This is a genomic window from Nonomuraea recticatena, from assembly GCF_039533245.1.
Lineage (GTDB): Bacteria > Actinomycetota > Actinomycetes > Streptosporangiales > Streptosporangiaceae > Nonomuraea > Nonomuraea roseola.
Genome location: NZ_BAAATE010000032.1, coordinates 1 through 21,595 on the forward strand (window position 1 = coordinate 1; position 21,595 = coordinate 21,595).

The 21,595-nt window shown below is 72.1% G+C and carries 18 protein-coding genes; 7 read left to right on the forward strand and 11 right to left on the reverse strand.

Features of this window, described 5'->3' with window-relative positions; genetic code table 11:
• Positions 1 to 226: 226 nt before the first annotated feature.
• From ABFX50_RS39830 to ABFX50_RS39845, 4 genes are all read right to left on the reverse strand, one after another.
• Positions 227 to 1,285: a HAMP domain-containing sensor histidine kinase gene (locus ABFX50_RS39830; RefSeq protein WP_346154057.1), complete on the reverse strand. Its 1,059-nt coding sequence runs from the start codon at positions 1,283 to 1,285 to the stop codon at positions 227 to 229.
• Positions 1,282 to 1,956, reverse strand: a complete 675-nt coding sequence (locus tag ABFX50_RS39835) for a response regulator transcription factor (RefSeq protein WP_346154059.1) — start codon at positions 1,954 to 1,956, stop codon at positions 1,282 to 1,284. The genes ABFX50_RS39830 and ABFX50_RS39835 overlap by 4 nt, the downstream gene beginning before the upstream one ends.
• A 10-nt stretch (positions 1,957 to 1,966) precedes the next feature.
• Positions 1,967 to 3,661 (reverse strand): serine hydrolase domain-containing protein, encoded by a 1,695-nt coding sequence (locus ABFX50_RS39840; RefSeq protein ID WP_346154061.1) that lies wholly within the window; start codon positions 3,659 to 3,661, stop codon positions 1,967 to 1,969.
• A gap of 179 nt (positions 3,662 to 3,840) precedes the next feature.
• Positions 3,841 to 4,533 carry a VOC family protein gene (locus ABFX50_RS39845; RefSeq protein WP_346154063.1) on the reverse strand — a complete coding sequence of 231 codons (693 nt, stop codon included), beginning with the start codon at positions 4,531 to 4,533 and terminating at the stop codon, positions 3,841 to 3,843.
• Between the two features lie 117 nt (positions 4,534 to 4,650).
• Between ABFX50_RS39845 and ABFX50_RS39850 the strand changes: the two genes are divergently transcribed.
• The 3 genes from ABFX50_RS39850 to ABFX50_RS39860 all read left to right on the forward strand — a co-directional run bounded on the left by ABFX50_RS39850 (position 4,651) and on the right by ABFX50_RS39860 (position 8,123).
• The gene (locus ABFX50_RS39850; RefSeq protein ID WP_346154065.1) at positions 4,651 to 5,856 is read left to right on the forward strand and encodes a YbfB/YjiJ family MFS transporter; all 1,206 of its coding nucleotides are present in this window, start codon (positions 4,651 to 4,653) and stop codon (positions 5,854 to 5,856) included.
• 38 nt (positions 5,857 to 5,894) lie between these two features.
• Entirely contained in the window at positions 5,895 to 6,875 is a 981-nt protein-coding gene (locus ABFX50_RS39855; RefSeq protein WP_346154067.1) for a GlxA family transcriptional regulator, read from the forward strand.
• Positions 6,876 to 6,956: 81 nt separating this feature from the next.
• Entirely contained in the window at positions 6,957 to 8,123 is a 1,167-nt protein-coding gene (locus ABFX50_RS39860) for a glycoside hydrolase family 1 protein (protein WP_346154069.1), read from the forward strand.
• Here the strand turns inward: ABFX50_RS39860 and ABFX50_RS39865 are convergent.
• A complete protein-coding gene (locus ABFX50_RS39865; protein ID WP_346154071.1) occupies positions 8,120 to 10,300 on the reverse strand; it encodes a glycoside hydrolase family 3 C-terminal domain-containing protein in 2,181 nt (726 codons plus the stop codon). The two genes, ABFX50_RS39860 and ABFX50_RS39865, sit on opposite strands and share 4 nt — an antisense overlap.
• Entirely contained in the window at positions 10,281 to 10,907 is a 627-nt protein-coding gene (locus ABFX50_RS39870) for a TetR/AcrR family transcriptional regulator (RefSeq protein ID WP_312895291.1), read from the reverse strand. The genes ABFX50_RS39865 and ABFX50_RS39870 overlap by 20 nt, the downstream gene beginning before the upstream one ends.
• A gap of 122 nt (positions 10,908 to 11,029) precedes the next feature.
• On the opposite strand from ABFX50_RS39870, the gene ABFX50_RS39875 reads away from it, so the two are divergent.
• Genes ABFX50_RS39875 through ABFX50_RS39890 form a run of 4 tightly spaced genes read left to right on the forward strand, consistent with a single transcriptional unit; the run spans position 11,030 to position 16,021 of the window.
• A complete protein-coding gene (locus ABFX50_RS39875; protein WP_346154073.1) occupies positions 11,030 to 12,556 on the forward strand; it encodes an ABC transporter substrate-binding protein in 1,527 nt (508 codons plus the stop codon).
• Positions 12,557 to 12,558: 2 nt separating this feature from the next.
• Entirely contained in the window at positions 12,559 to 13,500 is a 942-nt protein-coding gene (locus tag ABFX50_RS39880; RefSeq protein WP_346119842.1) for an ABC transporter permease, read from the forward strand.
• Entirely contained in the window at positions 13,497 to 15,179 is a 1,683-nt protein-coding gene (locus ABFX50_RS39885) for a dipeptide/oligopeptide/nickel ABC transporter permease/ATP-binding protein (RefSeq protein ID WP_346154074.1), read from the forward strand. The genes ABFX50_RS39880 and ABFX50_RS39885 overlap by 4 nt, the downstream gene beginning before the upstream one ends.
• On the forward strand, positions 15,176 to 16,021 hold the full coding sequence (locus ABFX50_RS39890; protein WP_346154076.1) for an ATP-binding cassette domain-containing protein: 846 nt from the start codon (positions 15,176 to 15,178) through the stop codon (positions 16,019 to 16,021). The genes ABFX50_RS39885 and ABFX50_RS39890 overlap by 4 nt, the downstream gene beginning before the upstream one ends.
• Here ABFX50_RS39890 and ABFX50_RS39895 read toward each other — a convergent pair.
• The 5 genes from ABFX50_RS39895 to ABFX50_RS39915 all read right to left on the reverse strand — a co-directional run bounded on the left by ABFX50_RS39895 (position 15,970) and on the right by ABFX50_RS39915 (position 21,587).
• Positions 15,970 to 17,604, reverse strand: a complete 1,635-nt coding sequence (locus ABFX50_RS39895; RefSeq protein WP_346154078.1) for a family 20 glycosylhydrolase — start codon at positions 17,602 to 17,604, stop codon at positions 15,970 to 15,972. The two genes, ABFX50_RS39890 and ABFX50_RS39895, sit on opposite strands and share 52 nt — an antisense overlap.
• A 62-nt stretch (positions 17,605 to 17,666) precedes the next feature.
• Complete coding sequence (locus ABFX50_RS39900; RefSeq protein WP_346154080.1) at positions 17,667 to 18,407, reverse strand: glycoside hydrolase family 16 protein; 741 nt, start codon at positions 18,405 to 18,407, stop codon at positions 17,667 to 17,669.
• On the reverse strand, positions 18,404 to 19,870 hold the full coding sequence (locus ABFX50_RS39905) for a hypothetical protein (protein WP_346154081.1): 1,467 nt from the start codon (positions 19,868 to 19,870) through the stop codon (positions 18,404 to 18,406). The genes ABFX50_RS39900 and ABFX50_RS39905 overlap by 4 nt, the downstream gene beginning before the upstream one ends.
• Before the next feature lie 20 nt (positions 19,871 to 19,890).
• Entirely contained in the window at positions 19,891 to 20,586 is a 696-nt protein-coding gene (locus ABFX50_RS39910; protein ID WP_346154083.1) for a hypothetical protein, read from the reverse strand.
• A gap of 11 nt (positions 20,587 to 20,597) precedes the next feature.
• The gene (locus ABFX50_RS39915; protein WP_183641902.1) at positions 20,598 to 21,587 is read right to left on the reverse strand and encodes a MinD/ParA family ATP-binding protein; all 990 of its coding nucleotides are present in this window, start codon (positions 21,585 to 21,587) and stop codon (positions 20,598 to 20,600) included.
• Positions 21,588 to 21,595 lie beyond the last annotated feature (8 nt).

Here is a 21,595-nt window from a genome sequence, read left to right on the forward strand (position 1 = left end):
TGCGGGCCAGCAGGGAGCGCGTGCTGGCCGTCGCCGACGTCATCGTCCCCGGCCACGGCGCGCCCTTCACCCCGACGGCGACCACTCCCCGCTGACGACGGGGCCGTGGCCCGGGCCGCTCGTGGGCCGCTCGTGGGCCGTTCGAGCGGCGGGGCAGCTGGTGACCCGGGCCCCCGGCGGGACCTGCTACCACGGCTCCCAGCCGAAGGGGTGAAGGCCGGACCGCTCAGCGGCGCAGGGTGAGGCGGAAGGCGCAGCCGTCGCCCGAGGGGCCAGGGGAGGTGACGACGAGGTCGCCGCCGTGGGCCAGGGCGATCTGCCTCGCGATCGGCAGCCCGAGACCGGTGCCAGGGACGTCGCGCCTACCGCGCCAGAACCGCTGGAAGATCCGCTCCCGCTCCTCGGCGGCGATGCCCGCGCCGTGGTCGGTCACGGTCACGGCGACCTCGGCGTCGGCGGCTTCGATCGCGATCTCCACGGCCGTGCCTGGCGGGGCGTATCTCACGGCGTTGTCAATGAGGTTGGAGAGGGCGCGACTCACGGTGGGCTCGTCGATGGAGCACTCGGCGACCGCGGGCCCGCTGACGGACAGCGCGATCTCCTTCCCCGCCGCCAGTGGCGCGGCGTGGTCGACGACGCCGCCCACGACCGCCACCAGGTCGGACGGCCTGCGGTCGATGGCGCGGGCCCGGCCACGAGCCTCGGCCAGCAGCTCGTCGATCGTCGTCTGGAGCCTGGCGGCCGCGGCCTGCGAGCGCAGCAGCCCCCCGCGGTAGACCTCGAGGGTGGGGGAGGGGTGGGCGAGCAGCACCTCGGCGTTGGTCATCAGCACCGCCAGCGGCATCCGCAGCTCGTGGCTGGTCTCCTCGATCAGCCGTCGTTGCGTCGCGGCGGCCTGCTCCAGCCGGTCGAGCATGGCGTCGAAGCTGGCCGCCAGAGCCACCACCTCCGCGGGCCCTCCGTCGAGCGCGATGCGCCGGCCCAGGTCCGTGGCGCCGATGTCCTCGGCGACCGCCCGCACCCTGTCAAGGGGTCGTACGGCCCTGCCCGCCCACCACCAGGCCACGGCGGCGGCCGCGGGGGCCAGGGCCACAATGGTCCAGGTGGGCCAGGCGGACCGGTGCGCGGACACGCTCCTGACGCTCTCGACGCCGTCGATCGTCTGGAAGGTCGTCTCGGTGTCGGTCACGAGCACCACGCCGAACAACAGGAGAGCGGGAAGGTAGATCGCGAGGAAGCCGAGGACGGCGAGCCCGGCCCGCAGCGACCGCCAGGGACGGGTCACGACGGCTCCGCCCTGAGCCGGTAGCCGGCCCCGGTGATCGTGACGATCAGCGCGGGCTCGCCCAGCTTCCTGCGCAGCCGGCTGAGGATCACCCGCACCGAGGCGGTGAAGGGGTTGGCGTGGGAGTCCCATACGTGCTCCAGCAGGTCCTCGGCCGACAGCACCTCGCCCGGGTGGTGCATGAAGTAGCGCAGCAGCGAGAACTCCCGCGGGGTGAGATCGAGTTCGGCGCCGGAGCGCCAGGCCGTGTGCGTGGCGAGGTCGAGCGTCAGCTCGCCCACACTGAGCGTCGTTCCCCGGGCGTCGTCTCGACGGCTCAGCGCCCGCACCCTGGCCACGAGCTCGGCGAAGTGGAACGGCTTGACGAGGTAGTCGTCGGCGCCCGCGTCGAGCCCGGCCACCCGGTCGGCGACGGCGTCGCGGGCGGTGAGCACGATCGTGCGCCTGGGCCTGCGCAGCTCGGGGTCGCGCGTCAGCCTGCGCAGCAGGTCGAGCCCTTCGCCGTCGGGCAGCCCGAGGTCGAAGCACGCCACGTCGTAGACGGTGGACAGGAGGGACTCCTCGGCCTCGGCGTACGTCGTGGCGAGATCGACCGCGTACGACTCGTTGCGCAGGCCGAGGGCGACGACCTCGGCCAGGTCGGGGTCGTCCTCGATGAGCAGGATGCGCATGAGCGGCCGGTCAGCCGGTCGCACGGGCGACGGAGGTCCCGCCGTGCCTGCCCGAGCGGGTGATGCTCATGCGCCGGTCGCGGAAGGCGACCGACACCTCCGGGCCGGTGCCCGCCGGGTCGTCGGGACGATATCGGCCGCCCCCGTCGGGCACGAGCGTCAGCCGCGGCGGCTCGGGCCGCAGCTCGGCGGCATGGATGCCGCCATGCTCGTTGACGGCGTACCAGGCGGTGACGGGCCGTCTCTCCGTGCTGATGGTGACGTAGGTGCGCACCTCGCCATCGTCGACCACGCTGCCCGCGAGCGCGACACCGGTGAACGCGCCGAAGGCCTTCTGGAGGTTCGCGCGTTCCTCGCGGCCCTCCTGCGTCCGGCCGTCCAGCAGGGCGAGGACGCGCCGTTCGTGCTCGCGGAGATCGACCTCGCCGCGCGGAGGGAACAGCGCCGTCACGGCGTCGGCGCCCCTGGCGGTGATTGTCAGCTCGCCCTCCTTCGCGCTCACCTGGTACGAGCCTCCTGTCTCCAGCTCGTACGACCCGGTGGCGGAGGCGAGATCACCGTCGCCGGCGCCGGCGGGAGCGTCGGGTACGGGCACGGGGCGACCAGCGAGCAGCGCGGGGCCCACCGCCTGCAGCAACTCCTCGGCGCTCACCCGCGCCTTGTTGGACGCGACGGCGATCACCCGCCGCTGTCCAGGAACCCACACGACCACAGCGTTGTGCCCCACCTCGCCGCCGCCTCCCGCGGTGCTGAGGAACGGCTCGCCGTACACGGAGCTGTCGAAGGCGACCCACCCCGGCGTCTCGGCGCGGCCGCCGCCCAGGTCGTGGCCAGGGCCGGCGATGAGCTCGGCCGCCCTGCGCGAGACCAGCCCCCCGGTGAACAGCGCGTGCGCCCAGGACGCCAGGTCCGCGGTGGTCATGGCGAGGCCACCGTTGCCCTCCATCCCCCAGTACGGTCCACGGAAGTCGCCGCGTTCGCCCGTTCGCCCGTCATCGTGATAGCCGACGGCGCGGGGCCCCCGCGCGGCGGGCTCGCCGCTCCAGAACCCTCCCGCGACGCGACGGCCCGGCAGCCGCAGCAGGTTCTCGGCCACGTACTTCCTGTAGCTCGTGCCCGACGCCTTCTCGACGATGAGCGCGAGCAGGGTGTATCCGGCGTTGGAGTAGACGTATCCGGAGCCCGGTGCGAAGGCGAGCGTCAGCCTGCCGATCGCAGCCACGGCAGAGTCCCTGTCGAGCGGCTCGTAGTCCCTGCCGTGCGAGCCGTTGAGGCCGCTGGTGTGCAGCAGCAACTGCCTGATCGTGGCCTTGGCGACGGGACCGTCCAGCTCGGGCAGGACCTTCCCCGCCCGGTCGTCCAGCGACAGCTTCCCCTCGTCGAGGAGGCGGAGGACGGCCGCGGCCGTGAACGCCTTGGTGATCGAGCCGATGCTGAAGACTGTCTCGGGGGTGTTCGCCCTGCCCGCGGCGTCGTCCGCCGACCCGTAGGCGGCCAGGCACTCGAACCTGCCGGCCTTCGAGATCGCGATGGATCCGCTGAACCCCGCCTCGGCCCAGGCGCCGAACGCCTTGTCGAGCCCGGGCTCGCACCGTTCGGCCGCGGCGGCGGCCGGTCCACGCCGAGGGACGCCCTGATCGGCGGTGCACGCGGCCAGGACGGTCACCACCGTCGCGGCGGCGATTGCCAGAAAGGACCTTTGCATGGGGGCGAACCTAGGCGGGCCCCTGCAAACCTGATGTGAACGACGAGGCCGTCATCGAACGCGGGATGATGACCGCCTTTGTGATCAGCGGGAGGGGCCCGCCCGTGTGCTGCCGGATGTTCGCCCACGGGGCGTCGGCGCGGGCAGGGGAGTCGTCGCCGGTGGCGCGGCAGGACGGCTCAGTCCCTGCCCTGCCAGGTCGTCACGCACACCTCGTTGCCCTCCACGTCCGCCAGCACCCAGAAGGCAGGCGCCGCGGTGTCGGACAGCAGCACCCCGCCGGCGGCCAGCGCGGCCCCGATGCGCCGGGCGGCCTCGTCGTGCGGGACGGAGACGTCGAAATGGATCCGGTTGCGCTGCGGCCGCGCCTCGTCCATCTGCTGGAACCAGATCGCCGGCCCCTGAGCGGCGGGGTCGACGAGCGGATCCTCTGGGCCGTGCGCCTCCGCCTCGTCGCCGTATCCCATCACCGCCTTCCAGAACGGACGGATCGCGGCGATGTCGAGCGCGTCGATAGCGATCTCGACCATCTGGACCGACCGAGGCCCCTGGCCGCCGGTCCCGGGGTCCGTGCGCAGCCCGAGTTCGCTCACGGCCGCGGTGACGCTGTGGGCGAGCTCGAGCTCGAGCGCGCTCACCCAGCCGGTGGCGAGCGACTGCAGGGTGAGGATCACCTGGTCCTTCCGGACGTCCAGCCAGAGGCTCGCCTCGCCCTCTTCGCCGGCCGCGGCCACCGCGCGCGCGGCGACCTCGGCCGCCTGCGCGAGCGAGGTGACGGGCACAGAGGTGCGGACGACCCCGAGGACGAAGCGCCACCCCAGGCCGTCGACGGCGTCGGAGATCTCCTTGCGGCTCAATCTCTTCTGGTTCACCCCGACATGATCGCAGAAGCCATGGCCGGATCCGAGGGACGCACGTCCAGAACCACGGCCATGGCAGGGAGCGGTCTCCGACTTGATGAGAGGTGACATCCGACGAAAGGAGAGACCATGACCGCGATCTCCGCCGAAGGGCGGACGAGCAGGGCCGGGCAGGCGCTGGTCGCGCTCGGCCTGGCAGCGGGACCTGTCGTGGCACTCGGATTCACCCGCTTCGCCTACGCGTTGCTGCTGCCGCCCATGCACAGGGAGCTGCACTGGAGCTACGCCCAGGCAGGCGGCATGAACACCGCCAACGCCCTCGGATACATCCTGGGCGCCGCGAGCGCCGCCTTCTGGGCCAGGAGGAGCGGAGGCAGGTCCGCCTTCCTGTGGAGCCTCGCGATCAGCGCTGTCGCGCTGCTCGCCACCGCGGCGACGGCGGACCTGACGGTCCTGCTCGCCCTGCGGTTCGCCGGAGGGTTCAGCACCGCGGTCGCCTTCGTGGTGGGCTCGGCGCTGGTCTCGCGCATCGCCGTCGGCGCTCCGCAGCGCCGTTCGGCGTCGCTCGTCGCCGTCTACATGGCGGGCGTGGGCATCGGCGTGGTCATCTCGGGCCTGGTCGTTCCCGCCGCGCTGTCCTTGGGCGAGGCGGGCTGGCGGATGGGCTGGCTGCTCATGGGCGTGCTGGCCGTGATCGCGCTCGTCCCCGCCTGGCTCGGCGCCAGGGCGGTGCCCGAGGCGAGCGGCGCCCACGCGAGCACGCTGCCTGCCGCGCAGCTGCGCCGCCTCGGGCCGACGTTCGTCTGGTACGTCCTGTTCGGCGCGGGCTACGTCAGCTACATGACCTTCGTGGTCGCGCTGCTGAGGTCGCAGGGGCTCGGCGCGTCGACGACCGCGCTCTTCTTCGTCGTCCTCGGCCTCTCGTCGGTGGTCGCGACGCTGACCGTGTGGGGCCGTCTGTGCGGGTTCCTGCGCGCAGGGCTGGCGCCCGCCCTCGTCGCCGTGCTGGTCTTCCTGGGCGTCCTTCCCGTCCTGCTCATGCCGCCAGGCCCGGGCGCCGCGCTCCTGTCCGCCGTCGTCTTCGGCGCGGGCTTCATGGCGGGCCCCACGGCCGCGACCGTCATCGCGCGGCGCATGCTGCCTCATGCCGTCTGGACGGCGGGCATCGCCCTGCTGACCGTCGCCTTCTCCGTCGGGCAGGCCGTCGGCCCGCTGCTGTCGGGCCTGATGTCGGACGGCGAAGGCGGTATCGCCCGCGGCCTGTGGCTGTCGGCCGGGCTGCTCGCCCTGGCCGCGCTCGCCGCGCTCCTGCAGCGCGAGCACCCCGCCTCCTGATCGCGGCGACCGGGGGCGAGCGGGGTATGAATCCCACCATGGAGCGGGCAGGTCGCACCGTGGTCGTCATCGTGTACGACGGCGTCCGCCTGCTCGACGTGACCGGCCCGCTCGAGGTGTTCACCGTGGCGAACGAGCACGGCGCGGGCTACCGGCCGCTCGTCGCCTCGCCGGGCGGCCGTGACATCGTGACGAGCGGCGGCGTCAGGATCGGCGCCGACGTCGCCATGGAGGACGTCCACGGCTGCGTCCACGTGCTGCTCGTGCCTGGCAGCCCTGACGTGGGCTCGGCGGCCGCCGACCTGTTCCTTCTCGACCAGGTGAGACGGCTGTCGGGCGAGGCGGAGCAGGTGGCCTCGGTGTGCGCGGGGGCCTTCGTCCTGGCGGCCGCGGGGCTGCTCGACGGGCACAGGGCCGCCACCCACTGGGATCTGGCCGAACGCCTGGCCCGCGACTACCCGACGATCAGCGTGGACGGCGACGCCATCTTCGTCAGGGACGGCAAGGTGGTCACCTCCGCGGGCATCAGCTCGGGCATCGACCTGGCGCTCGGCCTGGTCGAGGCCGACCACGGCAGCGACCTGGCCAGGACCGTCGCCAAGCATCTGGTCGTCTTCATGCAGCGCCCAGGCGGCCAGTCGCAGTTCAGCGTCAGGTTGAACGCGCCCGCTCCGCGGTGCGAGCCGCTGAGGGCAGCGCTCGACGCCGTCGTGCTCGACCCCTCGGCCGACCACGGCCTGGAGGCGATGGCGGGCAGGGCGGGGATGAGCGTCCGCCAGCTGACGAGGCTGTTCGGCAAGGAGCTCGGCACCACGCCCGCGCGCTACGTCGAGAGGGCGCGCGTGGAGCGGGCGAAGAACCTGCTGGAGACGGGTGACCAGCCGCTCGACGTGGTCGCCCGCAGGTCGGGGTTCGGCTCACCCGAGACGATGCGCAGAGCCTTCGCGCGCGCGCTCGGTGTGACCCCCGCGGCCTACCGCGCCCGGTTCAGGAGCACAGGCGACGGCTGCCCGTCCTGACCCCCCTCGACAGACGATCTCACAAAACTAACCACGTGGTAGATTTTGCGCGTCATACTGTGAGACAGAAGGGCAGGCGGGATGGAACGCTCATTCCCGAAGGGGTTCCTGTGGGGGGCGGCGGGAAGCGCTCACCAGACCGAGGGCAACAACGTCGCCAGCGACCTGTGGGCCCTGGAGAACCGTCCCGGCACGTTCTTCGCCGACCGCAGCGGGGACGCCTGCGACAGCTACCACCGCTGGCCCGAGGACCTCGACATCGTGCGGGAGCTGGGCCTCAACTCCTACAGGTTCAGCCTCGAGTGGGCGCGGATCGAGCCGGCGGAGGGGCGTTTCTCGAACGCGGCGCTGGCGCACTACCGCCGGGTGATCGAGGGCTGCCTGGAGCGCGGCCTCACTCCGGTGGTGACGCTGCACCATTTCACCAGCCCGCTGTGGTTCCAGCAGGGCGGCGGCTGGCTGTCGGGCGAGGCGGTCGGACGCTTCCGCCGCTACGTGCGCGCGGTGCTGCCGATCCTCGGCGGCGTCGAGTGGGTGTGCACCATCAACGAGCCGAACCTGCTGGCGATGATGGCGAACCTGATGAGGGACAAGGAGCGCACCGAGGGCGTCGCCGGCGCCATGCCGCCACCCGACCAGCCGACGGCCGACGCTCTGGCCGCCGCCCACCTGGCCGCCCGCGAGGAGCTCGCGGGACTGAGGTCGGGCTGGACGATCGCCAGCCAGAACTTCCAGGCGGCCGAGGGAGCCGTCGCCGAACGCGACGCGTGGGCCCGGCCTCGCGAGGACCAGTTCCTGGAGGTCGCCAAGGACGACGACTTCGTCGGCGTGCAGGCCTACACCAGGGTCATCATCGGCAAGGACGGCGCGCTGCCCGTGCCGGACGAGGCCCGCCGTACGCTCACGGGCTGGGAGTTCCACCCCGCGGCGCTGGGCGACGCCGTGCGCTACACCGCGGCCAGACTGCCAGGCGTGCCGATCCTCGTTACGGAGAACGGCATCGCCACGGCGCGCGACGCCGAACGCGTCGAGTACACCCGCGGCGCCCTGGCCGGGCTGCACGAGGCGATGGCCGAGGGCGCCGACGTGCGCGGCTACCTGCACTGGTCGCTGCTGGACAACTACGAGTGGGGCTCCTACGAGCCCACCTTCGGGCTGGTGTCGGTGGACAGGGAGACCTTCCAGCGCACGCTCAAGCCGAGCGCGCGCTGGCTGGGCGAGATCGCCCGCTCGGGACGGCTGGACTAACCGTCCCCGCGGACGGCGGCGACGAGCCCGTCCACCACCTCGGAGGTGAGACCGATCCCGAAGGTGGCGAACTTGGCCAGCGGGATGCCCATCGCCAGCCTGAGCAGGGCGGGATCGGTGCGGTCGAGGCCGGGCGCGCCCTGGAGCAGCTGCTTCAGCGCCCGGCTGCCCTCGGGGTGGGCCAGCCATTCGTCCAGCGTCGACATGCGGTCCAGCGGGGCCGCGTAGCCGTCGCCCCTGCTGGTCAGCTCGGCGCGCAGGCGGATGTCGCGGGAGGAGGCGCCGACCTCCACCGTGAAGGCGCCCGCGTCGATCCGCCATCCCTTGCGGCTGACCGACCACTGGGCGATGTCCCTGCCGGTGAGGGCGAAGCTGACCCGCTCGCTGTCTCCAGGCTCGAGCCCCACCTTGGCGAAGCCGCGCAGCTCGTGGCGCGGGCGCGAGGGGCGCTCCTCGTCGAAGGCCACGTAGAGCTGGACGACCTCGTGCGCGAAGCGCTCGCCCGCGTTGGTGACGGTGACCTCGACGCTCCACTCGTCGCTGCCCGTCTCCCGGGCGTCGAGGTCGGAGTAGGCGAAACGCGAGTAGGTCAGCCCGTGGCCGAAGGGGTAGGCGACGTCGGCGTCCAGCGTGTCGTAGTGCCGGTAGCCGACGTAGCGGCCCTCGCCGTAACGGACGTGCCCGTCGCCGCCGGGGAAGTGCAGGTGCGAGGGGACGTCGGCGAGGCGGTTGGGGATCGTCTCGGTGAGACGCCCCGACGGGCTGTGCGCCCCCGTCAGCAGGTCGGCGAGGGCCGAGCCGCCCGCCTGGCCGAGCAGCCAGCCCTCCAGGATCGCCGAGGCGTGCTCCTGCCACTCGGCCACCGACACGACGCCGCCGTTGGCCAGCACGACCACGATCTTCGGGCAGACCTCGGCCACCTCGCGCAGGAGAGCGACCTGGACGGTGGGCAGCTCGATGGTGGTGCGGTCGAAGCCCTCCGACTCGGCGGCCTCGGGCAGGCCGAGGAAGACCAGCGTCACGTCGGCCTCGGACGCGGCGGCCACCGCCTCGCGCGAGAGGCCGGCGTCGGGCTGCCCGTCCAGCCGGTACCCCGCGGCGAAGGCCGGCCGTCCCAGCGCCTCCCACGCGTTGTCCAGCCGCGTGGGCAACACGTGGGAGCTGCCGCCGCCCTGGTAGCGGGGGGTGCGGGCGAGCTCTCCCACGACGGCGACCCGCTGACCCTGCCGCAGGGGCAGCACGTCGCCGTCGTTCTTCAGCAGGACGGCCGAGGCCCGAGCCGCTTCGCGGGCGAGCTCGTGGTGGGCGTCGAGGTCCCACCCTTCGAACGAGGCTCTGCCCTCGACCCGCCGTACGAGCTCGAGCAGGCGGCCCGCGGCCAGGTCGAGCACCGCCTCGGGCAGGCGGCCCGAGCGCACCGCCTCGACGATCTCCTCGTCGGTCCCCGTCGGAGGCATCTCCAGGTCCAGGCCCGCCTCGAGCGCCGCGACGCGGTCGTTGACCGCGCCCCAGTCCGACATCACCAGCCCGTCGAAGCCCCACTCCTCGCGCAGCACCTCGGTCAGCAGCCACCGGTTCTGGCTCGCATGCACCCCGTTGATGCGGTTGTAGGAGCACATCACCGTGTACGGCTTGGCCTCGCGCACGATCCGCTCGAAGGCGGGCAGGTAGATCTCCCGCAGGCTCTGCTCGTCGACGTCCGCGCTGACGCGCATGCGGTCGGTCTCCTGGTTGTTGACCGCGAAGTGCTTGACGCACGCCCCGACGCCCAGGCTCTGGATGCCGGTGACGACGGCCGCGCCCATCACGCCGGTGAGGTGGGGGTCCTCGGAGAAGTACTCGAAGTTGCGTCCGCACAGCGGCGAGCGCTTGATGTTCACGCCGGGACCGAGCACGACGTCCACCCCGAGCGCGCACGCCTCGCGGGCCAGCGCCGCGCCCACCCGGTGGGCGAGGTGGGCGTCCCACGAGGAGCCGAGCGCGACGGCAGGAGGGAAACAGGTGGCGGGCACGCTGTCGCCGAGCCCGAGGGCGTCGCCCCGCTCGGCCTGGCGGCGCAGCCCGTGCGGTCCGTCGGACAGGGTGAGGGCGGGCACCGCCTCGCCGATGGGCGTGGTGTGCCAGGTGTCGCTCCCAGAGGTGAGCGAGGCCTTCTCCTCAAGGGTGAGGTCGGTCATCCGGTTCCAATTCCAATCCGAGCTGGGTGAGAAAGGCGACGACGGAGGCCCGCATGTCGACCTGCTCCGGATCCAGCAGCCACTGGGTCTGCAGGCCGTCCACCAGGGCGAGGAGCTGCTGGGCGACGGCGTCGGGGTCGTGCTTGATCGGCGGCGTGGCGCGGTCGAACAGGACGGACATCAGCCATGCCGTCCGTTTGCGCAGGCGCCGGTAACGCTGGACGAAGTAGTCGTGCGCGGGATGGGCGGGGTCGCTCGCCTCGCCCGAGACCTTCACGAACAGCCCGACCAGACCTGGTGTCCCCATGTTCAGGGTGATCTGGTCGAGGTGGCGGGAGAGGAGCTCCTCGGGCGCGAGGTCGGAGTCCGACGACAGCGCCTGCTCCGCGGCGACCTGCTCGCGGCGGGCGAGCACCTGGATGAGAAGGTCGTCCTTGCCGGGGAAGTGGTGGAGCAGCCCCGCATGGGTCATGCCCGCGTGCGCGGCGATGTCGCGCAGGGAGACGGCGTAGAAGCCCGAGCGCGAGAACAGCTCCATGGCTGAGTCGAGGATGCGTGAGCGGGTGCGCTCGCCCTTGGTCCCTTGACGGGGAATCGGTGCGTTCACCGACCAGCCTTTCTGCGATCCGAATGCCTGATGAGGGCGAGACTAGCGCGGCTCACACTAAATCTACCACGTGGTTAGTTTTGCATGTATGCTCGCCGAAAATCCGAGACGGAGTGAGCGTCATGAACAGATCCCCCGCGCTAATCGCCCTCCTTACCGCGGCCACCGTGCTCGCGGGCTGCTCGGGCGCCGACGGCCAGGCGCCGGGCGAGGGTTCGAGGACCCTGACCATCGCGACGATGACCCTGCCGCAGAGCCTCGACCCCAACGACGCCAACGGCAGCGCCATGCCGTTCTTCCAGGCCGTCTACGACACCCTCGTGAAGCGCGAGCCCGACGGGCGCTACAGCCCGATGCTCGCCTCGGAGTGGAAGTACAGCGACGACCAGACCCAACTCGCCCTCACCCTGCGCTCCGACGTCAAGTTCGACGACGGCACCCCCTTCAACGCGCAGGCCGTGAAGGCGAACATGGAGCGCTTCCGCAAGGGCGGCGGCGCCCAGGCCAAGACGCTCAACGACGTCAAGGCCATCGAGGTGGTCGACGACACGCACGTGACTCTTCGGCTCTCCCAGCCCAACTCCGCGATGCTCTACTACCTGAGCGACGCGGCGGGCCTGATGGCCAACCCCGCGGACTTCACCAAGGGCGAGGCGCTGAAGACCAAGCCCAACGGCACAGGACCCTACGAGCTGGACCCGAGCCAGACCGTCATCGGGACCAAGTGGGTGTTCAACCGCGCGGCCGGCTACTGGGGCGGCAAGCTGCCCTATGACACGGTCGCCATCAGCTACTTCGACAACGAGACCGCGATCGTGAACGGCGTCAAGACCGGGCAGGTCAACGCCGCCCTCATCCAGGAAGCCGACCAGCAGATCAGCGTCGAGGGCCACCCGAACGTCAAGACGACCAAGCAGGACTTCGACTTCCAGGGCATCCTGCTCTTCGACAGGGCCGGCGCGGTCACCCCAGAGCTGCGCGACCCCCGCGTGCGACAGGCGCTCAACCACGCCATCGACCGCCAGACGATGCTGGCCAAGATCCGCCAGGGCCGCGGAACGGTCACCAGCCAGGTCTTCGGGCCCACCACCGCCGCCTACAAGCCCGAACTCGACACCTACTACACCTACGACCAGAACAAGGCGCGCGAACTGCTCAAGGAGGCCGGCCACGCCGACGGCTTCACCCTCAAGCTGCCGCGCATCCCCGCGATCGTCTCCGAGGCGCTGGCCGCCTCGCTGCAGACCGACCTCGCCGCCGTCGGCGTGAAGCTGGTCTGGGACGACGTCGACCAGGGCTCGGCCGTCCAGCGCATCTTCAGGGACCGCGCCTTTTCCGGCATGGTCATGAACATGGGCCAGGCCTCGACCGACTGGGTCGTCGTCGGCGAACTGGTGCTGCCCGGCGCGTTCAACATGTTCGGCTACACCGACGCCACCGTGAAGAGCCTGCTGCCCAAGATCCAGAGCAAGCCGGCCGCCGAGGCGAAGGCGGACCTCCAGGCGCTCAACGAGCACTTGGTCAAGGACGGCTGGTTCCTGCCCTTCTACCGGATGACCTACCTGCACGTCTCCGACGGCAGCGTGAGCATCACCCCCCAGGACGGCATGGCCGTGCCCTCCATCTACAACTACGCGCCCGCCGCCTGATCATGCTGAGCTTCATCCTTCGCAGGATCGCGGCGGGGGTGGCCCTGCTGTTCGTGATCTCCCTGCTCTCCTACACCCTGCTGTCGATCCCGCACATCGACGTGGGCCGGCAGCTGCTCGGCCAGGGCGCGGCCCAGGACCTCGTCGACGCCAAGAACGCGGCGCTCGGCCTGGACCGCCCCGCCCTGGTGCAGTACCTGGACTGGCTGGGCGCCGCCGTGCGAGGCGACTTCGGCACCTCCTGGTTCACCAGCGAGAACGTGCTCAGGGCGATCGCCAACCGGCTGCCCGTCACCCTCAGCCTGATGATCGGAGTCACTCTCGTCACCGCCGTGCTGTCGTTCCTGCTCGGGGTGTGGGCAGGCGTGCGGCGCGGCGCGGTCGACAGGTTCGTGCAGGTCTTCGCCGTGCTGGGCTACGCCCTGCCCGGCTTCCTCGTCACGCTGGTCATCGTCCTGGTCTTCGCCGTACGGCTGAACTGGTTCCCCGCCATCGGCTACGTGGGGCCGAGCCAGTCCTTCACCGGCTGGCTGTCCACCGTGACGCTTCCCGTCATCTCGCTGTCGATCGGCTCCATCGCTGGGGTCGCACAGCAGGTCAGAGGGTCGGTGATCGACGTCATGCGGCAGGACTACGTGCGCACCCTGCGCGCGAGGGGCCTGCCGCCGTGGCGGATCGTCTTCGTCCACGTCGTCCGCAACGCCTCGGCCCCCGCGCTGGCCGTGCTCGGCATGCAGTTCGTCGGGCTGCTCGGCGGCGCCGTCCTCGTGGAACAGATCTTCGGGCTGCCCGGCGTCGGCAGCATGACCGTCACCTACACCACCCGGGGCGACGTCCCGATCATCATGGCGCTGGTCATGTTCACCGTGATCGGCGTGATCCTGATCAACCTCGTCGTGGACGTCCTGATCGGCTGGCTCAACCCGAAGGCGAGGATCGCATGAGGCTGCTCAGGCACCCGCTGGGGCTGATCTCGGCGCTCCTGCTGGCCGCGGTGGTGCTGGCCGTGCTGCTGGCCCCCGTCCTCAGCCCGCAGCCGCCCGGCCTGTCGAGCCTGCGGCTCGCCTTCGAGGGCCCCGCCGCGGGACATCCGCTCGGCTACGACTCCGCGGGCCGCGACATCCTGGCCAGACTCCTGTACGGCGGGCGCAACACGCTCGGCGGCGCGGTGATCGCCCTCGCCGTGGCCCTGGTGCTGGGCGTGCCGAGCGGCCTGCTCGCGGGATACTACGGCGGCTGGTTCGACTCGGCGGCCAGCTGGGTCGTCAACCTGGTGATGGCGCTGCCCGCGATGGTGGTGCTGCTGGCCTCGCGCGCCATCCTGGGCTCCACCGTGTGGGTCCTCATGGTCGTCCTCGGCTTCCTCGTGGCGCCCAGCTTCTTCAGGCTCGTGCGCGGCATCGTCGCCAACGTGCGAAGAGAGCTCTACGTCGACGCCGCCAAGGTCTCGGGCCTCAGCGACACGCGCATCGTCTCCCGTCACATCCTCATCGTCGTGCGGGCCCCGATCATCATCCAGGTGGCGCTCGTCGCGGGGATCGCCATCAGCCTGCAGGCGGGGCTCGAGTTCCTCGGCATCGGCAGCGGCGACTCCCCGACCTGGGGCGCCATGCTCAACGAGGCGTTCAAGAACATCCAGCGCGCCCCGCTGCTGATGCTGTGGCCCGGTCTCGCGCTCGGCCTGACCAGCGGCGCGCTGGTCCTGCTGGCCGCCGCCCTTCGCGACGTGCTCGAAGACCGCGGCACGGCGCCCGCGGCGTCACGCACCGCCCCCGACGTCCCCCACGTCCCCGACGTCCGCGCGACGTCGAAGCCGGCTGCGGGGCAGGCAGGGGAGCGCGCCCACCTGCTGTCCGTGCGCGATCTGGGCGTCGCCTATCCGGGGACCGGCGAGGTGGTGCGCGGCGTCGACCTCGACGTGCGCGCGGGAGAGATCGTCGGCCTGGTCGGAGAGTCCGGCTCGGGCAAGACGCAGACCGCCTTCTCCATCCTCGGCATCCTCCCGGAGAAGGGCCGTGTCTCCCGCGGCAGCATCACCATCGAGGGCCAGGAGATCGTCGGCCTGCCCGAACGCGCGCACCGCGCGCTCAGAGGCACGCTCGTCGCCTACGTTCCGCAGGAACCGATGAGCAACCTCGACCCCGCCTTCACGATCGGCAGCCAGCTCGTCGAGCCCATCCGCTACAAGCTCGGCCTGCGCAGGGCGGAGGCGACCAGGCGAGCCCTCGACCTGCTGCGCCTGGTCGAGATCACCGACCCCAGGCGGACCTTCGACTCCTACCCGCACGAGATCTCCGGCGGCATGGCGCAGCGCGTCCTCATCGCGGGCGCCATGTCCTGCGACCCGAAGCTCCTCATCGCCGACGAGCCCACCACCGCGCTCGACGTCAGGGTCCAGGCGGAGGTCCTCGGTCTGCTGCGCAGGCTGCAGCGCGACAACGACCTCGGAGTCCTGCTGGTCACCCACAACCTCGGCGTGGTCGCCGACCTGTGCGACAGGGTGGCGGTGATGCGGGAGGGCCGCATCGTCGAGCGCGGCACGGCCGAGCAGGTCCTGAGCACGCCGAGGGACCCCTACACGCGCGAACTCCTCAGCGCGGTCCTGCCACTGGAGGCGAAGTGAACGCCCTGCTCACGGTCGAGGACCTGCGGGTCTCCTTTCCCGGGAAGGGGTGGGGCGCCCGTCGGGTCGAGGTGCTGCGAGGGGTGAGCCTGGACATCGCTCCCGGCGAGACCCTCGGACTGGTCGGCGAGTCCGGGTCGGGCAAGACCACCATCGGCAGGGCGATCCTGGGGCTGGTGCCCGTCCAGTCGGGCGCCATCACCTTCGGCGGCGAGCGCCTCGACCGGGTCAAGGCCAGGCGCAGGCGCGAGCTCGGCCGCGACCTCCAGGTCATCTTCCAGGACCCCTACACCTCGCTGAACCCGTCCAGGACGATCGGCGACACGCTCTCGGAGCCGCTCCTCGGACAGGGGATCGGCTCCCGTGAGGCCCGGTTGAGGGTCGGCAGGCTGCTCGACAGGGTGCACCTGCCCGCCGACGCCGCCCGGCGACTGCCGAGGGAGTTCTCCGGCGGGCAGCGCCAGCGGGTGGCGATCGCCCGCGCGCTGGCGATCGACCCCAAGCTGATCGTGTGCGACGAACCGGTCTCGGCGCTCGACCTCACCACCCAGAAGACCGTCCTGGACCTCCTGCTGGAGATCCAGGAGCAGACGGGGGTCGCCTACCTGTTCATCTCCCACGACCTGGCCGTGGTGCGCTTCGTGAGCCACCGCGTCGCCGTCATCCACCGGGGCGAGATCGTCGAGAGCGGCCAGGCGGCCACCGTCACCAGCCAGCCTCGACACCCCTACACCAGGGGGCTGCTGCTGGCGGCTCCGGTGGCCGACGTCGCCGAACAGCGCGCCCGCCGTCAGGCCTTCGAGCTGGAGTACGGCGGGCCGAACAGGACCGCCGAGCGGTAGTAGCCCTCCCAGCCCAGCCGATCCCACCACGGACCGTGGGCGCCCACCCTGTCCCGGTAGTGCGCCCACTCCGTGGCCTGGGGCGTCCACGCCTTCTCCGCGATGCCCGGCAGTCTCGGCAGCAGCAGGAACGCCAGGTCGTCGAAGGAGGTGACGCTCTCGCACCAGATCGCCGCCTCCACCCCCGCCAGCCGCGCCCCGGCGGGGATCTCGGCCAGCTCGGACGGCCGCCAGCCGAACAGCTCCTCGCAGGTGCGTGGCGTGTAGGAGGCCATGCCCACCCTGGTGCGGCGCTCGTTCTGGTCGGCTCGCGTGGACTCCTCGGCGTAGCGGCGGTCGAGGTAGAACACGCTGCTCGGCGAGGCGAGCACGTACGCGCCGGCGGCGACGGCCTGAGGGGTGTCACGGGAGGAGTGCTCGAAGGAGCCGGCCACGATGTCGATGAGCGGGTGGTACTCGGCGGGAGCGCTCTTCCTGGCGGCCTCGGGGTCGAACGCGTCGCCTTCGCCGACCCAGCACTGCGCCACGTCCTCGGGCTGAAGGGCGAGGGAGCGGGCCGCCTCCTGCCAGGCGACCACCCGCTTGCCCGTGGCCCTGGCCAGCTCGAGCGACCTGGCGACGAACTGCGCGTACAGCTCCGGCGGCATCCCGAACGCCTCGTCGCCGCCGATGTGCAGGAAAGGGCCAGGGGTGAGCGCGGCCACCTCGCCGAGCACGTCCGCCACGAAGCCGTACGTCGCCTCGGCCCTGGGGTCGAGGTGGCGCAGCAGCGGGTGCGCGGGCTCGTCGGCGCCCGCCAGTTCGGGGTAGGCGCGGACGGCCGCCTGGGTGTGACCTGGCATGTCGATCTCGGGCACCACGGTGACGAAGCGGGCCGCCGCGTAGGCGACGATCTCCCGGAAGTCGTCGTGGGTGTAGAACTGCCTGCCTTCGCCGTTGCGCGAGCCCTCGTCGCCCGGCCAGTTGCGCGGGTCCGTCAGCTCGGGCCTGCCGGAGATCTGCAGCCGCCAGGCCTGGCTGTCGGTGAGGTGCAGGTGCAGCACGTTGAACTTGTACAGCGCCAGCAGGTCGACGACCTTCTTGACCTGGTCGACGGGGAAGAACCTGCGCACCACGTCCAGGGACAGCCCGCGCCAGCGCAGGGCGGGCCCGTCGAGGACGCGTACGCCTGGGGCCACGAGCCCCGGCTCCTGTCGGGTCAGCAGCTGCGCGAAGGTCGTCGCGCCGCGGAACAGCCCCTCGGACGAGGAGGCAGTCACCGTGGCCGACCTCTCGCCGATCGCCAGCTCGTAACACTCGCGCGTCTCGGCCTCCTGGTCCAGCGGGTCGAGGCCGCCGGGCATGACCAGGCCCTCGAAGCCCCTGTTCCCGTGGTCGAGGACGAGGAGCAGGTCGGCCTCGTCGGCGACCTGGACCGTCGGCTTCACGTCGTGCAGCAGGGCGAGCAGCCCGGCCACGACCTCACCGAGCTCGAGCAGGTCGACGGAGGACACTCCGATGCGCGGCCGGCCCTCCAGCCGGAGAGGGGCCGCTACGGGGGTGATCCGCTGAGGGTAGGGGACGAGCGGAGGGGTCGGCGACATGGCGCTCCCTGCGTGACGAAGTGAGCTGACCCCCATTTCCTACCACATGGTAAGTTTTGGCATCAGGTCAGGGCGTAGATGCGCAGCCAGTCGACCTCCATCCACGCCTCGCCCTCGCTGCCCTCGCCAGGGAACCAGTCGAGCTGGAGGCAGGCCGACATCGGCGTCGTGACGGCGATGTCGGACCTGAACCACTCCTGGCCGTCGATGTAGCCGACCACGCCCTCGGGAGAGGTCTCCACCGCGTAGGTGTGCCAGGTGGTCATGTCCAGGCTCGCGTGCGCCTCCTGCCTGCCCTGCGGCGAGTGCATGAAGAAGTTCGGCCGCTGCCGTTCGGGGTCGTCGATCACTTCCAGGAAGTCGATCTCCTCGCCGCCGTTCGGCTTCACGCCTCCGCCGCCGCCGGCCGGCCACAGCAGCGCGACGGGGTGGTAGGAGCCCGCGCCCGGATAGAGGCGGATGCGCGTCTCCCACCGCCCGTACTGCTGCGTGTACCTGGCGGCCAGGCCGGCGGTGGTGCCGTCGGGGGTGCCGTACAGGAACAGGGCGCCGTCGCCGAGGAAGAGCTGGCCCGGTGAGCGGCGACCGTTGCCGGCGTGGCCTGGCGAGTCGTAGACGGCCCACTCGTTCGGATCGAGGAAGTCGTCGAACTCCGCGCACCACACGGGCTGGCCCCACCCTCGCTGGTCGTCGAGTTGCGCGCACGGCGCGGCCGTCGCGACGCCGACGAAGCCGGGCGTGCTGGAGCACAGCACCGCCACCAGCCCGGCGACGGCGATGCGCGAACGCGTTCTGGACATCATGGGGCACCCTCCTCCGCCCTGGCACAACCGGCCGCGGGCCCGAATACCCAGCACATCGTAGGCATGAGCCCTGCCTGAACAGGGGTGGTCGCCTGCGACGCGCCGGTGCCGGTCCGCGACTGGGCGGCGGGGGATGCCGCGGGGGCCGCTGCGGGGGTGTCGGCGGGTGCCGCCGACGGAGGGGCCGCGAACGGCTGGGCGGGGGCGGGCGGGACGAAGGCCCACCTGGGCTGCGCCACCGAGGAGGAGGTTCCCCAGCACGTGGCGCTGTTCATGGTGAGGCAGGAGTTCCCCGTGGAGGGGGCGTAGGGCGCGGCGAGCGCGGGCAGCGGCAGGACGGTCCTGGTGCCGAGGGCGTTGAGCGGGTTGAGCGCGAGCACGCGGGCGTCGGAGGTGTCCTTGCCCTGTCCCGAGCCGGGGGCGGGCCCGCTGTCGGGCGCGGTCACGCCGGGATCGGTGTTCACGGGCGCGGACGGCGGCAGCGACGGCTCCCGCGCGGGAACCGACGCCTGGGCGGGCGCGGGCGCCGCGGTGGGCCCGGTGGCAGGCACGGCGGAAGGCACAGTGGCGGGCGCTTCGGTGGGCACGTCGGCGGGCCGCCTGGCGGGCGCCGTGGGGGGCGCGGCGGGGGGCGGTGTGGCGGGAACCGATGCCCTGGGGGGCGTCGAGGCCTTGGCGGGTTCGGGAGCCCTGGCGGGTGCGGACGGCTTGGCGGGCTGGGAGACGGCCGGTGGCTGCTTGACGGCGGCGGTCGGCCTGGCGCTCGGCTGAGCGGTGCTCCTGGGCGCGGGCGGGCTGGCGGGCGTGCTCTTGGGCGCCGCGCTGGCGGTGGGGGCGGGTTTGGCGGGGGCGCCGGCCGTCGGGCTGGTCTTGGGCGTGCTCCTGCCCTTGGGGATGACGATCTTGATGGGTTTGAGCTTGGGGATCTCCAGTTTCGCGGCGTGCGAGGCGGTCGGCTTCTCGCTGGGTTTCGGCTCCTCCGAGGGCACCGGCTTGGGGTCGGGCTTGGGCGCAGGCCTCGCGCTTGCCGGAGGCTTCTTGCTCGCGGGCAGCTGCGAAGGGCTCTTCTTCGGGGAGGCGGTGGGCTCGGGGGTGCTGGAGGCGGAGGTGGTGGGCGCGGGCTCCTCGGGCGCGGGCTCTTTCGGCGCGGGGTCCTCGTCCGTCGGAGCCGTGGTGGGTTCCGTGGTGGGCTCTGTCGTCGGTTCCGTCGTCGGTTCCGTCGTCGGCTCGGGGGCGGGCTCGGCTGTCGGCTCCTCGGTGGGCCGCGGATCCTGTGGCGGCTCGGGAGCCGGTTCGGGGCGGGGTTCGTGTGTCGCGACAGGACCCCCCTCGGGTAAGGAGGGCTCGACGTCGGCATGGGAGATCCACGGCTGGGCGAGCGCGCCTCCGCCCACCACGGACACGCATGCCAGCAGCAGGCCCGAGGCGAGGGAGAGGGGCCGGGAGGGACGGCGTGGGGTCATGAGGTGGTGTCTCCTGGACTTCACTCGGCGGGATCGGTGTGGGCGATGGGCCGCCAGCCGGCCGCGGTGAACTGGGGGGTGCCCGGAGCGGCCGCGGGTGGCGCGGCGACGGGCCTGGTGTCGGGGGTGTTGACCCAGTCCCCGCCGCGCAGGGTGGGGTGCCAGGTCATGAGCAGGTTCATGGCGTAGGGACTGGAGTACAGCGGGCCCGCGTCGCCCTTGGTCGCCGACACCTGGACGAGGACGGAGACGAGGATCTGGTCCTTGGCCCGCTCCTGCCAGCGGATGCCGATCGTGCTCGACCTCATGGCCGCGCCGGCGGGCAGGGAGCCCTCCTCGGGCAGGCCGAGCGTGCGCCGCCAGCCCTTGGTCGCGCTGACGGCGCCCTCACGGGCCGCCGCCCGCTGCTCGGGCGCCGCGTACAGCTCGGCGGCGGCCATCGCCTGGACGTCGTCGAGCGTCCACGCGGCCTCCAGGGTCGCGGCGGCGGCCGAGGCGGCGCCCAGCTCGGTGTGCGGGAAGCCGACGGGGAAGCCGGCCTCGCCGTGATGCCCCGCGGGCTGGGCGAGCGTGACGGGGCCTGCGTCCGAGCCTGGTCGCAGGATCCAGGCGGCGACGGCGACCGCGAGCACCGCGACCACCACGCTCGCCACGCGGCGCAGGCGGTGGCGGCGCCGTACCGGGCCGAGGTCCCAGCGCAGGGCCGGGTCCTCCATCACAGGCGACACTAGTGACCCCGATCGGAGCGCAGGCTGAAGGCCTGCCCCGCCGCGGCGGCGAGGCGCAGGTACGCGCCCGCGGTGGTGGGCCGCAGCCGCAGCAGGTCCACCTCCGCGCCCTCCTTCAGATGCGGGTCGTACGGCACGCGGATCACGGTCCTGCACCTGGCGCTGAAGTGCTGCTCCAGCAGGTCCACGTCGACGTCGCAGCGCTCCTCGACGGCGTTCAGCACCACGATGGCGTTCTTCACCAGGTCGGCGTGGCCGTGCGCGGTGAGCCAGTCGAGCGTGGCGGCCGCCGAGTTGGCGCCGTCCACCGCGACCAGGCTGACCAGCACGATCTGGTCGGCCATGTCCAGCGTCGCGCCCATGGCGCCGTGCAGCAGCCCGGTGCCGCAGTCGGTGATGCAGATGGAGTAGTAGCGCTCGATCAGCCCTGCCACGGTGCGGTAGTCGTCGGCGGCGAACGCCTCGCTCACGGCGGGGTCGGTGTCGGAGGCGAGCACCTCCAGCCGCGCGGGCGACTGGGAGGTGAAGGCGCGGGCGTCGGCGTACCTGACGATGTGCTCGGCCTCGGCCAGCAGCGTGCGGATCGTCGCGGCGGTCTCGGACTTGACCTTCAGGCCCAGCGTCCCCCTGTCGGGGTTGGCGTCGATGGCGATGACCCTGTCGCCCCTCAACGAGGCGAGCGTGTTGCCGAGCGCCGCCGTGGTGGTGGTCTTGCCCACGCCGCCCTTCAGGCTCATGACCGCGATCCTGTGATGGCCGCTGGCCACGGGCGTCTGCGCCTGGGCGATCAACTTGCGCCGCTCCACCTCGGCCGACGACTCGGGGGGCAGGTACCTGTGGCCCGACAGCTGCCAGACCAGGCGCCGCCATCCGGAGGAGGGTTCGGGCCGCCTGTTGGTCAGCAGGCGTTCGGCGGTGAGCGGGATGGACTGGTCGAACTGCTCGGGCGAGGTCGCCGGCTTCTGCAGCCTGGAAGGGGTCTCCGTCATGGCAAGGG